This is a genomic window from Streptomyces sp. NPDC012466, assembly GCF_042955215.1.
In the GTDB taxonomy this organism is placed as follows: domain Bacteria; phylum Actinomycetota; class Actinomycetes; order Streptomycetales; family Streptomycetaceae; genus Streptomyces.
In genome coordinates, this window is sequence record NZ_JBIBEQ010000007.1 from 39,157 (window position 1) to 58,090 (window position 18,934).

The 18,934-nt window shown below is 67.2% G+C and carries 15 protein-coding genes and 1 tRNA gene; 14 read left to right on the plus strand and 2 right to left on the minus strand.

Features of this window, described 5'->3' with window-relative positions:
- Nucleotides 1-165 precede the first annotated feature (165 nt).
- Nucleotides 166-1,197, minus strand: a complete 1,032-nt coding sequence (locus tag ACFY9E_RS25000) for an adenosine deaminase (protein ID WP_390987685.1) — start codon at nucleotides 1,195-1,197, stop codon at nucleotides 166-168.
- Nucleotides 1,198-1,328: 131 nt separating this feature from the next.
- A complete protein-coding gene (locus tag ACFY9E_RS25005; protein WP_390987687.1) occupies nucleotides 1,329-2,555 on the minus strand; it encodes an aminotransferase class I/II-fold pyridoxal phosphate-dependent enzyme in 1,227 nt (408 codons plus the stop codon).
- Nucleotides 2,556-2,861: 306 nt separating this feature from the next.
- Between ACFY9E_RS25005 and ACFY9E_RS25010 the strand changes: the two genes are divergently transcribed.
- From ACFY9E_RS25010 to rpsG, 14 genes are all read left to right on the plus strand, one after another.
- Nucleotides 2,862-2,934: transfer RNA gene (locus ACFY9E_RS25010), tRNA-Trp, on the plus strand.
- Between the two features lie 108 nt (nucleotides 2,935-3,042).
- On the plus strand, nucleotides 3,043-3,327 hold the full coding sequence (gene secE / locus ACFY9E_RS25015; protein ID WP_388247536.1) for a preprotein translocase subunit SecE: 285 nt from the start codon (nucleotides 3,043-3,045) through the stop codon (nucleotides 3,325-3,327).
- An 80-nt stretch (nucleotides 3,328-3,407) separates the two neighbouring features.
- The gene (gene nusG / locus ACFY9E_RS25020; RefSeq protein ID WP_390987689.1) at nucleotides 3,408-4,232 is read left to right on the plus strand and encodes a transcription termination/antitermination protein NusG; all 825 of its coding nucleotides are present in this window, start codon (nucleotides 3,408-3,410) and stop codon (nucleotides 4,230-4,232) included.
- A 169-nt stretch (nucleotides 4,233-4,401) separates the two neighbouring features.
- A complete protein-coding gene (rplK, locus tag ACFY9E_RS25025) occupies nucleotides 4,402-4,836 on the plus strand; it encodes a 50S ribosomal protein L11 (protein ID WP_003992325.1) in 435 nt (144 codons plus the stop codon).
- Nucleotides 4,837-4,912: 76 nt separating this feature from the next.
- Nucleotides 4,913-5,638 (plus strand): 50S ribosomal protein L1, encoded by a 726-nt coding sequence (gene rplA, locus ACFY9E_RS25030; protein WP_283973860.1) that lies wholly within the window; start codon nucleotides 4,913-4,915, stop codon nucleotides 5,636-5,638.
- A gap of 128 nt (nucleotides 5,639-5,766) precedes the next feature.
- Nucleotides 5,767-6,621: a hypothetical protein gene (locus tag ACFY9E_RS25035; RefSeq protein WP_390987691.1), complete on the plus strand. Its 855-nt coding sequence runs from the start codon at nucleotides 5,767-5,769 to the stop codon at nucleotides 6,619-6,621.
- A 95-nt stretch (nucleotides 6,622-6,716) separates the two neighbouring features.
- Nucleotides 6,717-7,544, plus strand: a complete 828-nt coding sequence (locus tag ACFY9E_RS25040) for a DUF1396 domain-containing protein (RefSeq protein ID WP_390987693.1) — start codon at nucleotides 6,717-6,719, stop codon at nucleotides 7,542-7,544.
- Between the two features lie 307 nt (nucleotides 7,545-7,851).
- A complete protein-coding gene (rplJ, locus tag ACFY9E_RS25045) occupies nucleotides 7,852-8,382 on the plus strand; it encodes a 50S ribosomal protein L10 (RefSeq protein ID WP_062928576.1) in 531 nt (176 codons plus the stop codon).
- Nucleotides 8,383-8,496: 114 nt separating this feature from the next.
- Nucleotides 8,497-8,886 (plus strand): 50S ribosomal protein L7/L12, encoded by a 390-nt coding sequence (gene rplL / locus ACFY9E_RS25050; RefSeq protein ID WP_033308983.1) that lies wholly within the window; start codon nucleotides 8,497-8,499, stop codon nucleotides 8,884-8,886.
- Nucleotides 8,887-9,455: 569 nt separating this feature from the next.
- Nucleotides 9,456-12,941, plus strand: coding sequence for a DNA-directed RNA polymerase subunit beta (rpoB, locus tag ACFY9E_RS25055; protein ID WP_363118623.1), 3,486 nt, complete (start codon nucleotides 9,456-9,458; stop codon nucleotides 12,939-12,941).
- 94 nt (nucleotides 12,942-13,035) lie between these two features.
- Complete coding sequence (locus tag ACFY9E_RS25060; RefSeq protein ID WP_390987695.1) at nucleotides 13,036-16,935, plus strand: DNA-directed RNA polymerase subunit beta'; 3,900 nt, start codon at nucleotides 13,036-13,038, stop codon at nucleotides 16,933-16,935.
- A 281-nt stretch (nucleotides 16,936-17,216) separates the two neighbouring features.
- Complete coding sequence (locus ACFY9E_RS25065; RefSeq protein WP_390987697.1) at nucleotides 17,217-17,738, plus strand: DUF1707 domain-containing protein; 522 nt, start codon at nucleotides 17,217-17,219, stop codon at nucleotides 17,736-17,738.
- A gap of 323 nt (nucleotides 17,739-18,061) precedes the next feature.
- On the plus strand, nucleotides 18,062-18,433 hold the full coding sequence (gene rpsL / locus ACFY9E_RS25070; protein WP_003948652.1) for a 30S ribosomal protein S12: 372 nt from the start codon (nucleotides 18,062-18,064) through the stop codon (nucleotides 18,431-18,433).
- 2 nt (nucleotides 18,434-18,435) lie between these two features.
- Nucleotides 18,436-18,906 (plus strand): 30S ribosomal protein S7, encoded by a 471-nt coding sequence (rpsG, locus tag ACFY9E_RS25075; protein ID WP_003992340.1) that lies wholly within the window; start codon nucleotides 18,436-18,438, stop codon nucleotides 18,904-18,906.
- Nucleotides 18,907-18,934 lie beyond the last annotated feature (28 nt).

An 18,934-nucleotide genomic window follows, 5' to 3' on the forward strand; every position in this document is an offset into this window, starting at 1 on the left:
CAGGCGGGACGGCCCCGACCCGCGTCGCCGCCGAGGTCGGTGGGTCCGCGGCCCGGCGGCGCGGCGTGCGGCTGCGCCCACCCGTGCCGCGCCCAGCGGCACGAGTGCCCGCCGCCAGGCGGGACGGCCCCGACCCGCCCCCCCCGCGTCAGGCGACGAGGCGAGCTACGCGGTCAGCCAGTCGTCCACCCCCGACAGCAGCTTCGTCTTCACATCCTCCGGCGCCGCCGACCCCCGCACCGACTGCCGGGCCAACTCCGCCAGCTCCGCATCCGTGAACCCGTGATACCGCCGCGCGATCTCGTACTGCGCGGCGAGACGTGCCCCGAACAGCAGGGGATCGTCCGCGCCCAGCGCCAACGGCACGCCCGCCTCGAACAGGGTCCGCAGCGGCACGTCCTCCGGCTTCTCGTACACGCCCAGCGCCACGTTCGACGCCGGACACACCTCGCACGTCACCTGCCGGTCCGCCAGCCGTTTCATCAGCCGCGGATCCTCCGCCGCCCGCACCCCGTGCCCCACCCGGTTCGCCCCCAGGTCGTCCAGACAGTCCCGCACCGAGGACGGGCCCGCCAGCTCACCCCCGTGCGGCGCCGACAGCAGTCCGGCCTCCCGTGCGATGGCGAACGCCCGGTCGAAGTCCCGTGCCATGCCCCGCCGCTCGTCGTTCGACAGCCCGAAGCCGACCACACCCCGGTCGGCGTACCGCGTCGCCAGCCGCGCCAGCGTCCGCGCGTCCAGCGGGTGCTTCATCCGGTTCGCCGCGACCAGCACCCGCATCCCGAGCCCGGTCTCCCGCGACGTCGTCTCCACCGCGTCCAGGATGATCTCCAGCGCCGGGATCAGCCCGCCCAGCCGCGGCGCGTACGACGTCGGGTCGACCTGGATCTCCAGCCACCCCGACCCGTCCCGCAGATCCTCCTCCGCGGCCTCCCGCACCAGCCGCTGGATGTCCTCCGGCTCCTGGAGACACGAGCGAGCCGCGTCGTACAGCCGCTGAAAGCGGAACCAACCCCGTTCGTCCGTCGCCCGCAGGCTCGGCGGCTCCCCGCCGGCCAGCGCCTCGGTCAGCGCGTCGGGCAGTCGCACCCCGTGCTTGTCGGCCAGTTCCAGCACGGTGTAGGGCCGCATCGACCCGGTGAAGTGCAGGTGCAGATGGGCTTTCGGCAGCTCAGAGACATCACGTACACGCTCCATCCCAGGATCCTGCCGTACGTCCCGGCCGTCCCGGTAGCCGTTTCCCCTTTCGTGGTCTTGCTCGCACAAACAAATGGGGCACATACCGAAAACGGCATGTGCCCCGAGCCGGAGGACCGGCGAAGCGGACGTCAGTCCCGCGCCTCCGCCAGCAGCTTCTGGATCCGGCTCACGCCCTCGACCAGATCCTCGTCACCCAGCGCGTACGACAGCCGCAGGTAGCCCGGCGTGCCGAAGGCCTCACCCGGTACGACCGCGACCTCGGCCTCCTCCAGGATCAGCGCGGCAAGCTCCACGGTGTCCTTGGGCCGCTTGCCCCGGATCTCCTTGCCGACCAGCTCCTTCACCGACGGGTACGCGTAGAAGGCGCCCTCCGGCTCCGGGCACACCACGCCGTCGATCTCGTTCAGCATCCGCACGATGGTCTTGCGGCGCCGGTCGAACGCCTCGCGCATCGTCGCGACGGCGTCCAGGTCACCGGAGACGGCGGCCAGCGCGGCGGCCTGGGCGACGTTGGACACGTTCGACGTGGCGTGCGACTGAAGGTTCGTCGCGGCCTTGACGACGTCCTTCGGGCCGATGATCCACCCCACACGCCAGCCGGTCATCGCGTACGTCTTGGCGACACCGTTGACCACGACGCACCTGTCGCGCAGCTCGGGCAGCACCGCCGGCAGCGACACGGCCGAGGCGTCGCCGTAGACCAGGTGCTCGTAGATCTCGTCGGTCATCACCCACAGACCGTGCTCGACGGCCCAGCGGCCGATCGCCTCGGTCTCGTGCTCGCTGTAGACCGCGCCGGTCGGGTTCGACGGGGAGACGAAGAGGACGACCTTCGTCTTCTTCGTACGGGCCGCCTCCAGCTGCTCGACGGTCACCCGGTACCCGGTCGTCTCGTCGGCGACGACCTCCACCGGGACACCCCCGGCCAGCCGGATCGACTCCGGGTACGTCGTCCAGTACGGCGCGGGCACGATGACCTCGTCACCCGGGTCGAGGATCGCGGCGAAGGCCTCGTAGATGGCCTGCTTGCCACCGTTGGTGACCAGGATCTGGGAGACGTCCGGCTCGTAGCCGGAGTCGCGCAGAGTCTTCGCGGCGATCGCGGCCTTCAGCTCGGGCAGGCCGCCGGCCGGCGTGTAGCGGTGGAACTTCGGGTTCTTGCAGGCCTCGATCGCGGCCTCGACGATGTAGTCCGGGGTCGGGAAGTCGGGTTCACCGGCGCCGAAGCCGATCACCGGCCGCCCTGCGGCCTTGAGGGCCTTGGCCTTGGCGTCCACGGCGAGGGTGGCGGACTCGGAGATCGCGCCGACTCGGGCGGAGACCCGGCGCTCGGTGGGAGGGGTTGCAGCGCTCATGGGCCCCATCGTTTCAGACCGGAAACGCGCGCGGCACGGGGGTTTCACAGACTGAACAACGTCGGGCAAACCCCTGAACAACAGTGCGGATCGCCTGCACAGCCTGGGCGATCTTCAGCGGATTCACGTCAGTCCGGCCCCCGCTCCCGAGGCGATCTTCCGCCAACGAGCCCTGCGCCGCGCCCTTTCTGTTCGACGACCGGCCGCCGAGCACGTACACTCTCACCTCGTTGGCCTTCAGCAGGCCGCGCCCGTTCGGTGCACACCAAGCATTCGGATGGATGCGGTACGTTGGGGGACACACAAAGGGTCGTAGCTCAATTGGTAGAGCACTGGTCTCCAAAACCAGCGGTTGGGGGTTCAAGTCCCTCCGGCCCTGCTACACACACCTTCGCCAGGATGTGTGCGCATGTACGTACAGCAATGCACCGCCGTGCGGCTCAGACCGGGCGCGGCACGGCCACGACCCGGAATCAGGTGAGGACGAGTGACGGACGCCGTGGGCTCCATCGACATGCCTGATGCCCAGGACGAGGCGCCGGAGTCGAAGAAGACCCGCAAGGGCGGCAAGCGCGGCAAAAAGGGCCCGCTGAAGCGCCTTGCCCTCTTCTACCGCCAGATCGTCGCGGAACTGCGCAAGGTCGTCTGGCCGAGCCGCAACCAGCTGACGACCTACACGACCGTGGTGATCGTCTTCGTCGTCATCATGATCGGCCTGGTCACCGTGATTGACTATGGGCTCAGCAACGCCGCCAAGTACGTGTTCGGCTGAGCAGTCCGCGAAGAGCGCCGAGGTACCCGGCGCTCCTTTCGCATGTTCCACCCCTATGTATCCAGGAAGAAGCAGCCACCGTGTCTGACCCGAACGTGAACGACGCCATCGAGCCTGTCGAGTCCGTCGAGGACGAGCTCGACACCGTCGAGGGCGCGGACAGCGAGGACACCGAGGCCTCCGCCGAGGTCGAGGCTGCCGACGCCGTCGCGGACGACGCCGCCGAGGCGGAGACCGAGGACGACGAAGAGGCCGCGGAAGAACTCGAGGAAGAGCCCGAGGACGACCGCGACCCGATCGAGAAGCTCCGCGAGGAACTGCGGATCCTGCCCGGCGAGTGGTACGTCATCCACACCTACGCCGGCTACGAGAACCGCGTGAAGACCAACCTGGAGCAGCGCGCCGTCTCGCTGAACGTCGAGGACTACATCTTCCAGGCCGAGGTGCCACAGGAAGAGGTCGTCCAGATCAAGAACGGCGACCGCAAGACGATCAAGCAGAACAAGCTTCCGGGCTACGTCCTCGTCCGCATGGACCTGACGAACGAGTCCTGGGGCGTCGTCCGCAACACCCCCGGCGTCACCGGCTTCGTGGGCAACGCCTACGACCCGTACCCGCTGACCCTGGACGAGATCGTCAAGATGCTCGCCCCCGAGGCCGAGGAGAAGGCCGCCCGCGAGGCCGCCGAGGCCGAGGGCAAGCCGGCTCCGCAGCGCAAGGTCGAGGTCCAGGTGCTGGACTTCGAGGTGGGCGACTCGGTCACCGTCACCGACGGCCCGTTCGCCACGCTGCAGGCGACCATCAACGAGATCAACCCGGACTCGAAGAAGGTCAAGGGCCTCGTGGAGATCTTCGGCCGCGAGACGCCGGTCGAGCTCTCCTTCGACCAGATCCAGAAGAACTAACCGCTTCTGGACGCACCGCTTCCGAACAGGTCAGACGGGCCTTACAGCCCGTCTGACCTGCTCGGTTTTTGGCCGCACATGGATACCCGTTATCGTTGTGCGGTATGCCTCCATCCGGATGATCCGGTTCGGAGGCTGAAAAACTCTCACTAGGACCCGGAGAGAGCACATGCCTCCCAAGAAGAAGAAGGTCACGGGGCTCATCAAGCTCCAGATCCAGGCCGGTGCCGCCAACCCGGCCCCGCCGGTCGGCCCCGCGCTGGGTCAGCACGGCGTGAACATCATGGAGTTCTGCAAGGCCTACAACGCCGCGACCGAGTCGCAGCGTGGCTGGGTGATCCCGGTGGAGATCACGGTCTACGAAGACCGTTCCTTCACCTTCATCACCAAGACGCCGCCGGCCGCGAAGATGATCCTGAAGGCCGCCGGCATCGAGAAGGGCTCGGGCGAGCCGCACAAGACCAAGGTCGCGAAGATCACGCGTGACCAGGTCCGTGAGATCGCCACGACCAAGATGCCCGACCTCAACGCCAACGACCTGGACGCCGCCGAGAAGATCATCGCCGGCACCGCCCGTTCCATGGGCGTCACGGTCGAGGGCTGAGCCCCAACTCCATCAGCAGAAGTGGCAGGGCCTGCTCGGCCCGGACCACGACTCCTAAGAATCCACAGGAGCAGTAGTGAGCAAGCGCAGCAAGTCCCTTCGCGCTGCGGACGCCAAGGTCGACCGGGAGAAGCTCTACGCCCCGCTCGAGGCCGTCCGTCTCGCCAAGGAGACCTCCACGACCAAGTTCGACGGCACCGTCGAGGTCGCCTTCCGTCTGGGTGTCGACCCGCGCAAGGCCGACCAGATGGTCCGTGGCACCGTGAACCTCCCGCACGGCACCGGTAAGACCGCCCGGGTCCTGGTCTTCGCGACCGGTGACCGTGCCGAGGCCGCTCGTGCCGCGGGCGCCGACATCGTCGGCGCCGACGAGCTCATCGACGAGGTGTCGAAGGGCCGTCTGGACTTCGACGCCGTCGTCGCCACCCCGGACCTCATGGGCAAGGTCGGCCGCCTCGGCCGTGTGCTCGGTCCGCGTGGTCTGATGCCGAACCCGAAGACCGGCACCGTCACCCCCGACGTCACCAAGGCCGTGACCGAGATCAAGGGTGGCAAGATCGAGTTCCGCGTCGACAAGCACTCGAACCTGCACTTCATCATCGGCAAGACGTCGTTCGACGACACCAAGCTGGTGGAGAACTACGGCGCGGCGCTGGAGGAGATCCTCCGTCTGAAGCCGTCCGCCGCCAAGGGTCGCTACATCAAGAAGGCCGCCATCAGCACCACGATGGGCCCCGGCATTCCGGTCGACTCCAACCGCACCCGCAACCTCCTCGTCGAGGAGGACCCGGCTGCGGTCTGAGCCTGACGGCTCACCCAACCGGTCACGGGCCCCGCACCTCTTACAGGTGCGGGGCCCGTTCCCTTTTCCGGTACGTACGCCGGTGGCCTGGGTTAACGTGCGGGAACCGGATGCGAACGGGGGGACGTATGCAGGGCACGACCGTGCGCCGCGTGGGCCTGGTGCTCGTGGCGACCGCGCTGACGGGGGTGGCCGCCTGCACCTCTCAGGACTCCTCCGACCGCCCCGGCCGGAACGACCGTGCCGGGCGCGACCGGTCCCCGGCGGCCCTGCGCTCGGCCGAACGGGCCACCGAGCAGGCCGAGTCCGCCCGGGTCGAGTCCACGACGACCATGGGTTCCCTGATGTCCATGACCGCCGCCGGCACCCTCGGCTGGAGCGACGGCATCACCGGCACCCTCACCATCACCTACACCGGCGGCACCATGGCCGACACCATGCGCCGGCTCGGCAGCACCTCGATGGAGGCCCGCTACCTGCCCGACGCCTACTACGCGCGGATGGGCGAGAAGTTCGCGGACCAGGCCGGCGGCAAGCACTGGATCCGGTACGCCTACGAGGACCTCGAAGTCCTCACCGGCGGCTCGGGCGGCCGGCTCGGCGACCAGATGCGCAGCACGACGCCCAACCAGTCCGTGAAGCTCCTGCTGTCCTCCGGCGACGTCAGGAAGGTCGGTGAGGAGTCCGTCCGCGGCCGGACCGCCACGCACTGGTCCGGCACCGTGGCGGCGGCCGACGTCGCCGACGCCGGCCTGCGGAAGCAGCTCACCGAGGCCGGTGTCACCACCGAGACGGTCGACATCTGGGTCGACCAGCGGAACCTGCTGGTCAAGAAGGTCGAGAAGGCGCGGATGGCCACGGGCCTGATGACCCAGACCGCGCACTACACCGACTACGGCGTGGCGGTCCGGGCCGAGCGGCCCCCGCAGTCCGACACCGGGGACTTCGAGGACCTGATGCGCAAGCAGTCCGGTACGCCCTGAGGCCTGCCGCCTATTCGGATAGATCACTTGTGCCCCCCTGGGATAGGCTCGCGGCCTTGCTGTGAAGCAAGCATGTATTCCTTGGGGGGAATCCGATGAAGAAGTCCATACCTGCCGCCGGCCTGGGCGCTCTGCTTCTCGCCGCCGGTGCCGTCGGCTGCGGTTCCGAGGAGTCGCCGGAGATGACGCCCGCGGCGGCCGTCGCGAAGGCGGCGAAGAACACGGAGGACATCACGTCCCTCCAGTACCGCATGAAGGGCTCGGTCCCCGAGTCCGGCCGCGTCGAGGGCGAGGCGTCCATGCGCCTGAAGCCCACGATCGCCATGAGCATGAAGATGAAGGCGCCCGACCAGGCCGCCGGTCAGACCGTGGAGATCCGTCTCGTCGACAAGGCCATGTACCTCGGTGGGGGAGCCGAGATGGCCAAGGAGATGGACGGCAAGCGCTGGCTGAAGTTCGACCTGTCCGGCTCCGACGCCGCCAAGGACCTGGACAAGATGGGGTCCACGAGCCAGGCCGAGCAGAACCCGGCCGCGGAGTCCACCTTCCTCACGGGCGCCAAGGACGTGAAGGAGGTCGGCAGCGAGCAGGTCGACGGTGTCGAGACCACCCACTACACGGGCACGGTCACCCTCGCCGACCTCCGCGCTTCGCTGAAGGACGACAAGGCGGAGACCCGCAAGCAGCGCGAGAAGAGCATCAAGCAGTACGAGAAGCTCGGTGTCGACAAGTTCACGATGGACATGTGGGTCGACGGCGAGGACCACACCAAGCAGTTCCGCATGAAGGGCCAGGCCGACAAGGGCCCGATGGACATGACCATCACCTTCCTCGACTACAACAAGCCGGTCACCGTCACGGCCCCGCCGGCCAAGGACGTCGCGGACCTGAGCGAGATGTTCAAGGAGCTGGAGCAGGGCTGAACCGCCCCGCGCTGATCAGCCGTACGGGCGGATTTGCTTGACGGCGATCCGTTCCCGTACTCTCCTACAGAAGCCAAAGACCGCTGGTCGTTACCGCGCGCTCATCAGAGGGTGCGGTGGCCGAAGGATCCGCTGAACGGCGGACGACCCGCGCAGGTGACACTGGAGAAGCTCCCGTAGTCCGCCGCCTTGTGTGGCGTGAATCCGGTCGAGCTACGCCCCGTGCGCTTGCGCCGGGGCGTTTCGTTTTCCCCAGTCCTCCTTCGGGTCCGCGCGGTCCGAATCACCCGGAAGGAGGCCGAGGCTCATGGCGAGGCCAGACAAGGTCGATGCCGTCGAGGAGATGCGGGAGAAGTTCCGCAACTCCAACGCTGCTGTCGTTACCGCGTACACCGGTCTCACCGTCGCGCAGCTCCAGCAGCTGCGTCGTTCACTCGGTGAGAACGCTCAGTACCGTGTGGCGAAGAACACGCTGACCAAGATTGCGGCCAACGAGGCCGGGATCACGACGCTGGACGACCTCTTTGCGGGTTCGTCGGCCGTCGCCTTCGTGACCGGTGACCCGGTCGAGGCGGCGAAGGGTCTCCGTGACTTCGCCAAGGACAACCCCAACCTCGTCATCAAGGGCGGCGTCCTTGACGGCAAGGCGTTGTCCGCCGATGAGATCAAGAAGCTTGCGGACCTCGAGTCCCGCGAGGTTCTGCTCTCCAAGCTGGCCGGTGCCATGAAGGGCAAGCAGTCCCAGGCTGCCTCTGTCTTCCAGGCGCTGCCGTCGAAGCTCGTCCGCACCGTGGACGCGCTCCGTGCCAAGCAGGACGAGCAGGGCGGTGCCGAGTAACTCGGCTCGCATCCCGGCCGCCGCTGCCTGAACGCGGCGACCGTCGCGGGCCAGTAGTACGCCCGCCTCACATGTACATCCGGCACCTGCCGAATTAGTGGAAGGACCGCCATCATGGCGAAGCTCAGCCAGGAAGACCTGCTCGCGCAGTTCGAGGAGATGACCCTCATCGAGCTCTCCGAGTTCGTGAAGGCGTTCGAGGAGAAGTTCGACGTCACCGCCGCCGCTGCCGCGCCGGTCGTCGTCGCCGGTGGTGCCGCTGGTGGCGCCGCCGCCGAGGCCGCTGAGGAGCAGGACGAGTTCGACGTCATCCTCACGGGTGCCGGCGACAAGAAGATCCAGGTCATCAAGGTCGTGCGTGAGCTGACCTCCCTGGGTCTGAAGGAGGCCAAGGACCTCGTGGACGGCGCCCCGAAGCCCGTTCTCGAGAAGGTCGCCAAGGACGCCGCCGAGAAGGCCGCCGAGTCCCTCAAGGGCGCCGGCGCCTCCGTCGAGGTCAAGTAAGACCCTCGGATCCGTCAGGATCCGCAACACGTCCGGCTGGACGTGTAACGCGTAAGCGCGGAAGAGCGATCATCCATCCGGGTGGTCGCTCTTCGGCGTTCTCGGGGGCCGGCCACGGTTGCCTTGAACCCTCTGTGACGGGGGGTATGGTGATCTTCGTCGTGTCTCCGGGCGGCTCCGGATCGGGCAGGGGGGCCTTGACGAACCGCACGCAGCGCGCAATTCTCAGGACGCGTCGTCACAGGATCCGAATCCGAGGCATGGATCGGCGACGAAGAGGGCAGTACTTACGTGCGTTGAGGGCAGCGCCTTGTCGCAGGAGTGGAACAACGAGGGTGAACACGGGTTTCACAACCCGCACTGGACATCAGTGTGCCAAGTGGCTACACTGACCCTTTGCGCTGCCTGTTAGCTGTCCCCTGCCCGTCACCAGGGGTCTGCCCTCGCCCGAGCATCGACGACAAGACTTGTTGACCTGGCCTTTGGCCCGATCGACGCGGCTTGTCTCCGTGTACGGGAGAGGGGCCGGTACGCGCGTAGTGAGTCCGAGCCCTCGGAAGGACCCCCTCTTGGCCGCCTCGCGCAACGCCTCGACCGCGAATACGAACAACGCCGCCAGCACTGCCCCGCTGCGCATCTCTTTTGCAAAGATCAAGGAGCCTCTCGAGGTTCCGAACCTGCTCGCGCTGCAGACCGAGAGCTTCGACTGGCTCCTCGGCAACACCGCCTGGCAGAGTCGGGTCGAGGAGGCTCTCGAGAACGGTCAGGACGTCCCCACCAAGTCCGGGCTCGAGGAGATCTTCGAGGAGATCTCCCCGATCGAGGACTTCAGCGGGTCGATGTCGCTGACCTTCCGCGACCACCGCTTCGAGCCGCCGAAGAACTCCATCGACGAGTGCAAGGACCGCGACTTCACGTACGCGGCCCCGCTCTTCGTCACCGCCGAGTTCACCAACAACGAGACCGGCGAGATCAAGTCCCAGACGGTCTTCATGGGCGACTTCCCGCTCATGACGAACAAGGGCACCTTCGTCATCAACGGCACCGAGCGTGTCGTGGTGTCGCAGCTCGTCCGTTCGCCCGGTGTCTACTTCGACTCCTCCATCGACAAGACGTCCGACAAGGACATCTTCTCCGCGAAGATCATCCCGTCCCGGGGTGCCTGGCTGGAGATGGAGATCGACAAGCGCGACATGGTCGGTGTCCGCATCGACCGCAAGCGCAAGCAGTCCGTCACCGTCCTGCTCAAGGCGCTCGGCTGGACCACCGAGCAGATCCTCGAGGAGTTCGGCGAGTACGAGTCGATGCGCGCCACCCTGGAGAAGGACCACACCCAGGGCCAGGACGACGCACTGCTCGACATCTACCGCAAGCTGCGTCCGGGCGAGCCCCCCACGCGTGAGGCCGCGCAGACGCTGCTGGAGAACCTGTACTTCAACCCCAAGCGCTACGACCTGGCCAAGGTCGGCCGCTACAAGGTCAACAAGAAGCTGGGTGCGGACGCTCCGCTGGACGCGGGCATCCTGACCGTCGAGGACATCATCTCGACGATCAAGTACCTGGTGAAGCTGCACGCGGGCGAGACCGAGACGGTCGGCGACAGTGGTACGAACATCGTCGTCGAGACCGACGACATCGACCACTTCGGCAACCGCCGCCTGCGCAGCGTCGGCGAGCTCATCCAGAACCAGGTCCGTACGGGTCTGGCGCGTATGGAGCGTGTCGTCCGCGAGCGGATGACGACCCAGGACGTCGAGGCGATCACGCCGCAGACCCTGATCAACATCCGGCCGGTCGTCGCCTCCATCAAGGAGTTCTTCGGCACCAGCCAGCTGTCGCAGTTCATGGACCAGAACAACCCGCTGTCGGGTCTCACCCACAAGCGCCGTCTGTCGGCTCTTGGCCCGGGTGGTCTCTCCCGTGAGCGGGCCGGCTTCGAGGTCCGTGACGTGCACCCCTCGCACTACGGCCGCATGTGCCCGATCGAGACGCCCGAAGGCCCGAACATCGGTCTGATCGGCTCGCTCGCCTCCTACGGCCGGGTCAACGCGTTCGGTTTCGTCGAGACCCCGTACCGCAAGGTGTTCGAGGGCCAGGTCACCGACGAGGTCGACTACCTGACCGCCGACGAGGAGGACCGCTTCGTCATCGCGCAGGCCAACGCGCAGCTGACGGACGACCTCCGCTTCGCCGAGGCCCGGGTGCTCGTCCGCCGCAAGGGCGGCGAGGTCGACTACGTCACCGGCGAGGACGTGGACTACATGGACGTCTCGCCGCGCCAGATGGTGTCGGTCGCGACGGCCATGATCCCCTTCCTCGAGCACGACGACGCCAACCGTGCCCTCATGGGCGCGAACATGATGCGTCAGGCCGTGCCGCTGATTAAGTCCGAGGCCCCGCTCGTCGGCACCGGCATGGAGTACCGCTCCGCGGTCGACGCCGGCGACGTGGTCAAGGCCGAGAAGGCCGGTGTGGTCCAGGAGGTCTCCGCGGACTACATCACCACCGCCAACGACGACGGCACGTACATCACGTACCGCCTGGCCAAGTTCGCCCGCTCCAACCAGGGCACCTCGGTCAACCAGAAGGTCATCGTCAACGAGGGCGACCGGATCATCGAGGGCCAGGTCCTGGCCGACGGTCCGGCCACCCAGAACGGCGAGATGGCGCTGGGCAAGAACCTGCTCGTGGCGTTCATGCCGTGGGAGGGTCACAACTACGAGGACGCGATCATCCTGTCGCAGCGCCTCGTGCAGGACGACGTCCTCTCCTCGATCCACATCGAGGAGCACGAGGTCGACGCCCGTGACACCAAGCTCGGCCCCGAGGAGATCACCCGGGACATCCCGAACGTCTCCGAGGAGGTCCTCGCCGACCTCGACGAGCGCGGCATCATCCGCATCGGTGCCGAGGTCGTCGCCGGCGACATCCTCGTCGGCAAGGTCACGCCCAAGGGTGAGACCGAGCTGACGCCGGAGGAGCGCCTGCTGCGCGCCATCTTCGGTGAGAAGGCCCGTGAGGTCCGTGACACCTCGCTGAAGGTGCCGCACGGCGAGATCGGCAAGGTCATCGGCGTCCGCGTCTTCGACCGCGAGGAGGGCGACGAGCTTCCCCCCGGTGTGAACCAGCTGGTGCGCGTGTACGTGGCGCAGAAGCGGAAGATCACCGACGGTGACAAGCTCGCCGGCCGTCACGGCAACAAGGGCGTCATCTCGAAGATCCTGCCGATCGAGGACATGCCGTTCCTGGAGGACGGCACCCCGGTCGACATCATCCTCAACCCGCTCGGTGTGCCGTCCCGAATGAACCCGGGACAGGTCCTGGAGATCCACCTCGGCTGGCTCGCCAGCCGCGGCTGGGACGTCTCCGGCCTCGCGGACGACTGGGCTCAGCGCCTGCAGGCCATCGAGGCCGACCAGGTCGCCCCGGGCACGAACGTCGCCACCCCCGTCTTCGACGGTGCGCGTGAGGACGAGCTGGCCGGTCTGCTGAACCACACCATCCCGAACCGCGACGGCGAGCGCATGGTGCTCCCGACCGGTAAGGCGCCGCTGTTCGACGGCCGCTCCGGCGAGCCGTTCCCGGAGCCGATCTCGGTCGGCTACATGTACATCCTCAAGCTGCACCACCTGGTCGACGACAAGCTGCACGCCCGGTCGACCGGTCCGTACTCGATGATCACCCAGCAGCCGCTGGGTGGTAAGGCCCAGTTCGGTGGCCAGCGCTTCGGTGAGATGGAGGTGTGGGCGCTGGAGGCTTACGGCGCCGCGTACGCCCTCCAGGAGCTGCTGACCATCAAGTCCGACGACGTCACCGGCCGCGTGAAGGTCTACGAGGCCATCGTCAAGGGCGAGAACATTCCCGAGCCCGGCATCCCCGAGTCCTTCAAGGTGCTCATCAAGGAGATGCAGTCCCTGTGCCTCAACGTGGAGGTGCTGTCCTCGGACGGCATGTCCATCGAGATGCGCGACACCGACGAGGACGTCTTCCGCGCTGCGGAGGAGCTTGGCATCGACCTGTCCCGGCGTGAGCCGAGCAGCGTCGAAGAGGTCTGACGGGAGTTCGGAGGCCTTCGTGATGAAGGCCTCCGGCCCCAGGACCCCCGTATCAGACCCCATGACTTACAACCCTGAGAGGGATTGACGCATAGTGCTCGACGTCAACTTCTTCGACGAGCTCCGGATCGGTCTGGCCACCGCTGACGACATCCGTCAGTGGAGCCACGGCGAGGTCAAGAAGCCCGAGACGATCAACTACCGCACGCTCAAGCCCGAAAAGGACGGACTCTTCTGCGAGAAGATCTTCGGTCCGACCCGGGACTGGGAGTGCTACTGCGGCAAGTACAAGCGTGTCCGCTTCAAGGGCATCATCTGTGAGCGGTGTGGCGTCGAGGTCACCCGTGCCAAGGTGCGCCGTGAGCGGATGGGCCACATCGAGCTCGCCGCCCCGGTCACCCACATCTGGTACTTCAAGGGCGTCCCGTCGCGTCTGGGCTACCTGCTCGACCTGGCCCCCAAGGACCTCGAGAAGGTCATCTACTTCGCGGCGTACATGATCACGTACGTCGACGAGGAGCGCCGTACGCGCGACCTGCCCTCGCTGGAGGCCCACGTCTCCGTCGAGCGCCAGCAGATCGAGCAGCGCCGCGACGCCGACCTGGAGGCCCGCGCCAAGAAGCTCGAGACCGACCTGGCCGAGCTGGAGGCCGAGGGCGCCAAGGCCGACGTGCGCCGCAAGGTGCGCGAGGGTGCCGAGCGTGAGATGAAGCAGCTGCGCGACCGTGCGCAGCGCGAGATCGACCGTCTCGACGAGGTGTGGAACCGCTTCAAGAACCTCAAGGTCCAGGACCTGGAGGGCGACGAGCTGCTCTACCGCGAGCTGCGTGACCGCTTCGGCACGTACTTCGACGGCTCGATGGGTGCCGCGGCGCTGCAGAAGCGCCTGGAGTCCTTCGACCTCGACGAGGAGGCCGAGCGCCTCCGCGAGATCATCCGTACCGGCAAGGGCCAGAAGAAGACCCGTGCGCTCAAGCGCCTGAAGGTCGTCTCCGCGTTCCTGCAGACCAGCAACAGCCCCAAGGGCATGGTGCTCGACTGCGTGCCGGTCATCCCGCCGGACCTTCGCCCGATGGTGCAGCTGGACGGTGGCCGCTTCGCGACCTCCGACCTGAACGACCTGTACCGCCGTGTGATCAACCGGAACAACCGACTGAAGCGCCTTCTCGACCTCGGTGCGCCCGAGATCATCGTGAACAACGAGAAGCGCATGCTCCAGGAGGCCGTCGACGCGCTGTTCGACAACGGCCGCCGTGGTCGCCCGGTCACCGGTCCCGGTAACCGCCCGCTGAAGTCCCTCAGCGACATGCTGAAGGGCAAGCAGGGTCGCTTCCGTCAGAACCTGCTCGGTAAGCGTGTGGACTACTCCGCGCGTTCCGTGATCGTCGTCGGTCCGCAGCTGAAGCTGCACCAGTGCGGTCTGCCGAAGGCGATGGCGCTGGAGCTCTTCAAGCCGTTCGTGATGAAGCGCCTGGTCGACCTGAACCACGCGCAGAACATCAAGAGCGCCAAGCGCATGGTCGAGCGCGGCCGCACGGTCGTGTACGACGTGCTGGAAGAGGTCATCGCGGAGCACCCGGTTCTGCTGAACCGTGCGCCCACGCTGCACCGCCTCGGCATCCAGGCCTTCGAGCCGCAGCTGGTCGAGGGCAAGGCCATCCAGATCCACCCGCTCGTCTGCACCGCGTTCAACGCGGACTTCGACGGTGACCAGATGGCCGTGCACCTGCCGCTGTCCGCGGAGGCGCAGGCCGAGGCCCGCATCCTGATGCTGTCCTCGAACAACATCCTCAAGCCGGCCGACGGCCGTCCGGTGACGATGCCGACCCAGGACATGGTCCTCGGTCTGTTCTTCCTCACCACCGACGGCGAGATGCGCGAGCTCAAGGGCGAGGGCCGTTCCTTCGCCTCGGTCGCCGAGGCGATCATGGCCTTCGACGCGGGCGAGCTGTCGCTCCAGTCGAGGATCGACGTCCGCTTCCCGGTCGGCACCATCCCGCCGCGTGGCTGGACCCCGCCGGCGCGCGAGGAGGGCGAGCCCGAGTGGCAGCAGGGTGACAGCTTCCGGCTGAACACCACCCTGGGCCGCGCGCTCTTCAACGAGCTGCTGCCCGAGGACTACCCGTTCGTCGACTACGAGGTCGGCAAGAAGCAGCTCTCCGAGATCGTCAACGACCTCGCCGAGCGCTACCCGAAGGTCATCGTGGCGGCGACGCTCGACAACCTGAAGGCGTCCGGCTTCTACTGGGCCACCCGTTCCGGCGTGACCGTGGCCATCTCCGACGTCGTCGTTCCCGAGGCGAAGAAGGAGATCGTCAAGGGCTACGAGGCGCAGGACGAGAAGGTCCAGAAGCAGTACGAGCGCGGTCTGATCACCAAGGACGAGCGCACGCAGGAGCTCATCGCGATCTGGACCAAGGCGACCAACGAGGTCGCCGAGGCGATGAACGACAACTTCCCGAAGACCAACCCGATCTTCATGATGGTGAACTCGGGTGCACGAGGCAACATGATGCAGATGCGTCAGATCGCCGGTATGCGTGGTCTGGTGTCGAACGCGAAGAACGAGACGATCCCGCGTCCGATCAAGGCGTCCTTCCGTGAGGGTCTGTCCGTGCTGGAGTACTTCATCTCCACGCACGGTGCCCGTAAGGGTCTGGCGGACACCGCTCTGCGTACCGCCGACTCGGGTTACCTCACGCGTCGTCTGGTCGACGTCTCCCAGGACGTCATCATTCGCGAGGAGGACTGCGGCACCGAGCGCGGTCTGCGTCTGAAGATCGCCGACCGGAACGCCGAGGGCACGCTGGTCAAGACGGAGGACGTCGAGACCTCCGTGTACGCGCGCTGCCTCGCCGAGGACATCGTGGTCGACGGGCAGGTGCTGGCCCCGGCCGGTACCGACCTGGGCGACGTCCTCATCGAGGAGCTCGTGCAGCGCGGCGTCGAGGAGGTCAAGACCCGCTCGGTCCTGACCTGCGAGTCCGCCGTCGGCACCTGCGCGATGTGCTACGGCCGTTCGCTCGCCACCGGCAAGCTGGTCGACATCGGTGAGGCGGTCGGCATCATCGCCGCCCAGTCCATCGGTGAGCCCGGTACCCAGCTGACGATGCGTACCTTCCACACCGGTGGTGTGGCCGGTGACGACATCACCCAGGGTCTGCCGCGTGTCGTCGAGCTCTTCGAGGCCCGTACCCCGAAGGGTGTCGCCCCGATCTCCGAGGGCCAGGGCCGCGTGCGGTTCGAGGAGACCGAGAAGACCAAGAAGATCGTCGTCACCCCGGACGACGGCAGCGACGAGACGGCGTTCCCGATCTCGAAGCGCGCCCGTCTCCTGGTCAGCGAGGGCGAGCACGTCGAGGTGGGCCAGAAGCTCACCGTGGGTGCCACCAACCCGCACGACGTGCTGCGCATCCTGGGCCAGCGTGCCGTCCAGGTCCACCTGGTCGGCGAGGTCCAGAAGGTCTACAACTCGCAGGGTGTGTCGATCCACGACAAGCACATCGAGATCATCATCCGGCAGATGCTGCGCCGTGTGACGATCATCGAGTCCGGCGACGCCGAGCTGCTGCCCGGCGAGCTGGTCGAGCGCTCGAAGTTCGAGACCGAGAACCGTCGTGTGGTCCAGGAGGGTGGTCACCCGGCCTCGGGTCGTCCGCAGCTCATGGGTATCACCAAGGCCTCGCTGGCGACGGAATCCTGGCTGTCGGCCGCCTCCTTCCAGGAGACGACCCGAGTCCTGACGGACGCGGCGATCAACGCCAAGTCCGACAGCCTCATCGGCCTCAAGGAGAACGTCATCATCGGTAAGCTCATCCCGGCCGGTACGGGCCTGTCCCGCTACCGCAACATCCGGGTCGAGCCGACCGAAGAGGCCAAGGCCGCGATGTACTCGGCCGTCGGCTACGACGACATCGACTACTCGCCGTTCGGCACGGGCTCCGGCCAGGCCGTTCCGCTGGAGGACTACGACTACGGTCCGTACAACCAGTAAGCGAGTCGCTTGAGTCGAAGGGCGGTCACCCTGCGGGGTGGCCGCCCTTCGGCGTGTCCGTGCGCCGGGACGGCGTCCCGGGTGGTGGTGGTCCCGGACGCCGTCCCGGCGGGCCTGAGGCGCGTCCCGGGGAGGGCGGCGAGGCCGGGGCGCGTTCCCGCGCGGGGAGCGCGCCTGCCGGCTGTCTGGCCGACATGCAGCGGCTCCCTCGTCACGCACCGGTGCCGGAACCCGCGCCTGGGCGCATCATGGAAGGACTCCGGACCCCGGGGAGGTGCTCCGTGTCGCAGCCGCACTATCCGTCCTGGCAGCCCTGGCAGGGCTCCGGTGCTCCGTCGATGCTCGCGTCGCACGCCGATCGGGAGCGGGCCGTGGACGTGCTCAGAGCCGGGTACGGCGAAGGCCGGATGGAGCGGGACGAGTTCGAGAAGCGGGTGGGGCGGGCCTACGCGGCGCGGACCGTGGGGGAGCTGGCGCTGCTCGTCGCGGATCTGCCGCAGGGGCCGCTGCCGCAGCCGGCCTCGGTCGTGCCCGTGCCGCCGGCGTTCCTGCCCGCGGCGCGCCCGCGGACCAACGGGAAGGCCGTCGCGGCGGGCGTCTGCGGGCTGCTGTGCGTGCCGACCATGGGGCTGACCGGCATCCCGGCCGTCGTGCTGGGGCATGTGGCCCGGGCGGAGATCCGCAGCCGGGGAGAGCTGGGGGACGGACTGGCGCTGACCGGGCTGGTGCTCGGGTGGTTGTCCACGGCGGGTTGGGCACTCGTTCTGGTGTTGCTGACGGTCGTGTCCGTCGTAGCATCGTGAAGGTGTGCGCATATCGGACACACGCCACCGAATTGAAGATCGACAAGGGCCGGGGGGCTTGACATGCCCCGCGTGGCGATGCGGGCGGTGCCCATTTGTTTTGACCGCAGCGAATGCGGTAGGTACGCTCAGACCTTGTGCCTGGGGTGTGCCCTGGCTCGCGTGTGTGCCATGAACCGCACGGCGAGCTGACACCGGCCACCGCAATCTGCGCTTATTTCTGCCTGGCGGCGGGAGTCCGCGTGATTCGACACACCCGACCGCGTGGGTCGGAGATGTTCCAGGTTAGCTTCACCATTCGGCACACAGAAACCGGAGAAGTAGTGCCTACGATCCAGCAGCTGGTCCGGAAGGGCCGGCAGGACAAGGTCGAGAAGAACAAGACGCCCGCACTCGAGGGTTCCCCTCAGCGTCGGGGCGTCTGCACGCGTGTGTTCACGACCACCCCGAAGAAGCCGAACTCGGCCCTGCGTAAGGTCGCGCGTGTGCGTCTGACCAGCGGGATCGAGGTCACCGCTTACATTCCGGGTGAGGGACACAACCTGCAGGAGCACTCCATCGTGCTCGTGCGCGGCGGCCGTGTGAAGGACCTGCCGGGTGTTCGCTACAAGATCATCCGTGGCTCCCTCGACACCCAGGGTGTCAAGAACCGCAAGCAGGCCCGTTCCCGCTACGGCGCCAAGAAGGAGAAGTAAGAATGCCTCGTAAGGGCCCCGCCCCGAAGCGCCCGGTCATCATCGACCCGGTCTACGGTTCTCCTCTGGTGACCTCCCTCATCAACAAGGTGCTGCTGAACGGCAAGCGCTCCACCGCCGAGCGCATCGTCTACGGCGCCATGGAGGGTCTGCGTGAGAAGACGGGCAACGACCCGATCATCACGCTGAAGCGCGCGCTGGAGAACATCAAGCCGACCCTCGAGGTCAAGTCCCGCCGTGTCGGTGGTGCGACGTACCAGGTTCCGATCGAGGTCAAGCCCGGTCGCGCCAACACGCTCGCGCTGCGCTGGCTGGTCGGTTACTCCCGCGCCCGTCGCGAGAAGACCATGACCGAGCGTCTGCTCAACGAGCTTCTCGACGCCTCCAACGGCCTCGGTGCCGCTGTGAAGAAGCGCGAGGACACCCACAAGATGGCCGAGTCCAACAAGGCCTTCGCGCACTACCGCTGGTAGTCGCTACCCACATCGAGACCGAGAGAAG

Excerpts from the sequence above, each read along its gene's own strand:
- ACFY9E_RS25040 (WP_390987693.1), top strand. The coding sequence starts at position 6,717 with ATGAAGAAGTCCATACCTGCCGCCGGCCTGGGCGCTCTGCTTCTCGCC.
- ACFY9E_RS25005 (WP_390987687.1), bottom strand. The coding sequence starts at position 2,555 with ATGAGCGCTGCAACCCCTCCCACCGAGCGCCGGGTCTCCGCCCGAGTC.
- rplJ (WP_062928576.1), top strand. The coding sequence starts at position 7,852 with ATGGCGAGGCCAGACAAGGTCGATGCCGTCGAGGAGATGCGGGAGAAG.
- rplL (WP_033308983.1), top strand. The coding sequence starts at position 8,497 with ATGGCGAAGCTCAGCCAGGAAGACCTGCTCGCGCAGTTCGAGGAGATG.
- rplK (WP_003992325.1), top strand. The coding sequence starts at position 4,402 with ATGCCTCCCAAGAAGAAGAAGGTCACGGGGCTCATCAAGCTCCAGATC.
- rpsG (WP_003992340.1), top strand. The coding sequence starts at position 18,436 with ATGCCTCGTAAGGGCCCCGCCCCGAAGCGCCCGGTCATCATCGACCCG.
- ACFY9E_RS25035 (WP_390987691.1), top strand. The coding sequence starts at position 5,767 with ATGCAGGGCACGACCGTGCGCCGCGTGGGCCTGGTGCTCGTGGCGACC.
- ACFY9E_RS25000 (WP_390987685.1), bottom strand. The coding sequence starts at position 1,197 with ATGGAGCGTGTACGTGATGTCTCTGAGCTGCCGAAAGCCCATCTGCAC.